The organism is Metallosphaera yellowstonensis MK1, assembly GCF_000243315.1.
Taxonomy (GTDB): Archaea; Thermoproteota; Thermoprotei_A; order Sulfolobales; family Sulfolobaceae; genus Metallosphaera; species Metallosphaera yellowstonensis.
Window position 1 is genome coordinate 1 of record NZ_JH597767.1, and the last position, 4,193, is coordinate 4,193.

General features: G+C 49.1%; 2 protein-coding genes and 2 pseudogenes. 2 read left to right on the plus strand and 2 right to left on the minus strand.

The annotated features are described in order from the left end of the window. Window positions 1-412, plus strand: a pseudogene (locus METMK1DRAFT_RS18190) (hypothetical protein); the annotation flags it as partial. Window positions 413-538: 126 nt separating this feature from the next. On the opposite strand, the gene METMK1DRAFT_RS18485 reads toward METMK1DRAFT_RS18190, so the two are convergent. Both METMK1DRAFT_RS18485 and METMK1DRAFT_RS07480 read right to left on the minus strand, forming a co-directional pair. Continuing rightward, a complete protein-coding gene (locus tag METMK1DRAFT_RS18485; protein ID WP_216586097.1) occupies window positions 539-706 on the minus strand; it encodes a hypothetical protein in 168 nt (55 codons plus the stop codon). A 232-nt stretch (window positions 707-938) separates the two neighbouring features. Beyond that, window positions 939-2,107 (minus strand): annotated as a pseudogene (locus METMK1DRAFT_RS07480) (RNA-guided endonuclease InsQ/TnpB family protein). Between the two features lie 233 nt (window positions 2,108-2,340). Between METMK1DRAFT_RS07480 and METMK1DRAFT_RS07485 the strand changes: the two are divergent. Continuing rightward, the gene (locus METMK1DRAFT_RS07485) at window positions 2,341-3,633 is read left to right on the plus strand and encodes a radical SAM protein (RefSeq protein ID WP_155812368.1); all 1,293 of its coding nucleotides are present in this window, start codon (window positions 2,341-2,343) and stop codon (window positions 3,631-3,633) included. The last annotated feature ends 560 nt before the right edge of the window (window positions 3,634-4,193 follow it).

The following is a 4,193-nucleotide window of genomic DNA, read 5'->3' on the forward strand; positions in this document are numbered from 1 at the left end:
TGATGGAGGGCAGAGGAAGCTGTCTGTGGAGATAGGCAGTTTTACGTCGAGGGCAGGAAAGGGTCTTGAGAAGACCATACTTAATATCTATAAGAAGGCTCTGAAGTTGCACCACATAGACACTACCAAAATCAAACACGGAAGTATAGTGGATGAACTCGGTTTAATAGAAAAGGGTAGGTCGTTCGAAATAGACTTTTATGAGACTAACGACTACGTCTATGTCTTTGAGGTAAAGAACTTCGCCGACGAAGCGGTAGTAGATCAAATAATTATTAGAAAGAAGTTGTTGGAGGCTAAATACAAGAAACCGGTGAAGGCTTTCGTTGTGGCCAATTACGTGGAAAAGGAGGTCAAGCAAGCCCTTGAGAAGGAGGGAGCCGAGATAATCTTCTCGCATGAAGTCGAATGAAGTGGCAGGGCAGAAGCTTTTAAGAGCAGGAGTTATGGGAACCTTAGGGAGGTAATATAGGAAAGTCAGTATTAGCGAGAAGTTTATACACTATCACAGGATGGTTTGATCCCTCTTTGTTGGGGTTCAGGCTTCATAGGATTTCATAATATTTAATATCAATCTCCGGCCCTTGGGCTTCACCGGAGTCAGGGGGAAACCCGTTCTCACCCCTCCGCCGTAGTCAGCAGTTTCCGATAAACCGTGAATTTTATGCCATTTGATATTATTTAACATTCCTATCTTTCTTCCCACGAAAGTTTATAACCTTTTCCGTTATCACGTAGAAGAGAGCCCTACAATGAATTCAATGGGCAATGTGAGGGGGAGGATGGGTTCGATGAGGCTCCCCATGTCGTGGCTGGGAGTCCATACTCCCTAACCTAGGCGTGGGGAGCCAGACAAGGGGAATGAGGACGAGAGGTTGAATATAAAATCATGAAACCTCAATGAAAGTCCGACCCCCTCTTCGGTAGACCCAACCCACCTACTCCCAGTGGGAGTGAGAGAGGTGGGGAAACCCGCACATCTTGAGGAAGATGTTGAGGGATGCGTTCAGTTGTCTGTCCAAGGTGAACCCACACCTCTCACACCTGAAAGTCCTGCCTTTCGGGAAACCCATCCACATCTGGGGCAGGACTTGGAAGTTAAATGCGGGTTCACCTCCTTAACTAGGGAGCCGTAAAGAGGGGCCTTGTACTTCAACACACGGTGGATCGACCTCCATACAGTCCTAGAAATCTTCTTAGACAACTTGTCGTCAGCGTCTTGGAACATATCTTGTTTGTTCAGTTTCTCAACAGCAATCGTAGTGAGAGGGTACATCTCCAACAGTTTGTTCACGAACTTGTGAACGTAATCTAGGACGCGGTCCCTTTCGCGGTGGGAGTACTTCCTCATCAACACTTTCCCTTTCCTACCGTGCTTTGAAGCGAAGGACTTGATTCTACCCCTCTTCAACTCCATCCCAAACTTAAGGCTGTACAACTCCCTCAAGGAGAAAGTGACGAACTTCTCGCCGTCGTAAGCGTCCAGCGTGTAGAGGTTGCTATCAATTGCTAGATAGTCTAGGGGAGTAAACCAGGGTAATCTGTGACGGAATGGTAGGTGAACCTTGTCCTCCTTTATCACGGGTTCACCCAGTTCAAGCCCCTTGACCCGTGGAGAGAACCACGCTTGATGCCATGAGAAAGACAAGTATTCATATGGTCTTACAGTAATCCTCACGTTCTCGCCATCAACCTTCCTCAGAGTAGACTTAACCCTCACGTAAACCCTCTTCAGTTTAGGTTTCCTCAACGACGCTTTTCCCTTCTCGGCCCTCCTCCTCCAACCTTTCAACACGGAGTAAGCGTCGCTTATGGCCTTGTCAGCGTAGTGGGAAGCTAGGACGTTGACCTCCTCAAGCTAGTCCCTCAACGTCTTGTACACTCCCTTCTTCTCGGGGAGGGTTATCTTGACCTTCGTGAGGACTTTCTTACCCCTCTTCACTTCCCTCCTCTCAACCTTGATCCTCTCCCACAACCAGTCTAAAGCCCTCTGCAGTAGGACTCTGTAGTTATCCAGTAGTACTTCACTCTCCTCCTCCTTATCATTCTTCAGGGAGTAAGTTAGGTAGACGTATTCCTCCTCTGGCTGAAACGATTTAAGCCTCAACTTCCTCGACGCACTTCCTCACCTTCTCGTACTCGTGACTCCCCATTCCATACAGCAGCAGTTATCAGATTTTACCTTGATTACAGGGCGCTACCTAAGGAAAATCCCATAACTGCTGCTAATAAATGCAGAGTGGTATTTCTTGCAGTATTACTCCTGAGTCATAGGTAAGAATTGTCCAAATGATCTGGAGCTTTATATCAAACTCCGATTAGTTCTTGTGATGGATCATGATGGAACGGGTCCGAGACGAAGGGAATATCTCTCGCCTGGAATCCCTCTTCGACAGGTATCGGGGAATCGTACCCAAGGAGGTCCTAGTTAAGGAGGACGTCCTCCTGAAGGGTCTCAACTTTTCAGAGGAAGCCCTAAAGGGAGAATACCAGGAGAAGGCGTACTACCTCTTCACGTTCGACCCTGACAAGCCCGAAGTCGTTAAGAGAAGGGCTAGGATAGTTCCTCAAGAGATCAGGATAAGTGGAGGGATCTGGGGTCTGAGGCCAACAATAATACAGAGCAGACACTCCTCCAACTCTCCGTACACTGTGGGCCTTATGGATGGGAAGAAGGTTCTCCTACTGGATGGGATACCCGTCGCCGAAGTCGAGTTCGCGAGGAGACCCGTGTATTATGGGACCAGGTTGAGTAACGGGATGGCGGTCGAGGAAGTGGCCCCTGCCATCTATTGGGGAGAGACCGCGGACGTGACCGCGTTTAGGATATGTGAGTACTGGGGCATAGGTGGGCAGTGTAAATTCTGCGACATAAACGAGAACTTCAAAGCCTGGGGCGGTCTCAGGGAGGGCGTGGGGGTAGCGGTGCCCAAGGGATTAGTGGCCGAAGCCGTGAGTATAGCCTCTGAGGACCAAGGAGTCAAGAGATACCTTATAACTGGGGGTTCCATAATGGATGGGAAGAAGGAAGCACAGTTTTACCTGGGGTACATACAGGCAGTTGAGGAGAGACTCTCCAGGAGGATTCCCGCGAGGCTCAACACGCAGGCCCTCCCACCAGAGACTTTGGGGAAATTCTACGAGGCAGGGGTCGATTACTACCACCCAAACCTGGAGGTGTGGGATCCAAAACTCTTCTCCCTCATATCTCCGGGTAAGGATAGGCTCATAGGGAGGAACGAGTGGATCCGGAGGACCTTAGAGGCGGTCAAGGTCTTCGGAGTAGGCAACGTTAGCCCGAACTTCGTGGCCGGAATAGAGATGGCCTATTCCGATAACTTTCCCTACGGCTTCAGGCGGGTGGAGGACGCTGTGAAGTCCACAGCAGAGGGAATAGAATTCCTGATGTCTAAGGATGTGGTCCCGAAGTTCGACACCTGGGGATTAGAACCTCTGTCCTGGTTCGGGAGAGCTGGAGTCACCCCTCCCCCCTTGGAGTACTACGCCGAACTTTACGTCAAGTACTTAGAGCTGAAGGTTCGGTACGGTCTACCGTGGCCTAAGGGATTGGGAGAGGCTGGACCAGGGATATCCAAGGCCCCTGCCACCGGTTTCATGGATATGGATAAGTGAGGGTGAGATCTCAGTTGGGATATACGAGATACTCTGGCATGGAATTGTTTATATTGTTAGCATGTTAGCCCTATCATTTCTGCAATTCCGCATAATTTGCTATAAACTCCGAACCTTTTAGCCTTCTCTTTTACCCTTTCATTTAATTAAGGCGGGATTGTGTGGGCTAAGACTTTAACATTCCTGTGTAACTTTTAAACGCTTTTAATTACTTTTAAATCCAATACGACATGAGTTATTTTCATGTGGTGTTACCAAGGAATTTCCTTCTGATGATCTCCCAACTGATGAGGGGCACTGCTCACGAGGATGGGAGTGATTGGATGGGAGGGTATTGAAGTTTCCCTCGACTAACTCCGATGATTAAAGGGGGACCGTGTATGATCCCTAGGAGGGGTGCCCGTGGTGCAATTAGAAGTGACTAAGAGTGAGGAGAAGTTACGCCACGGGTAAACACAGGAAAAGTTATCAGGGCGTGAGTCGAGATTCACCCCGTTGAAGCTCCTCATAGTCAACCACAGAGACCCCTTTCATCCGAAGGCAGGAGGGGCCGAGAGGGA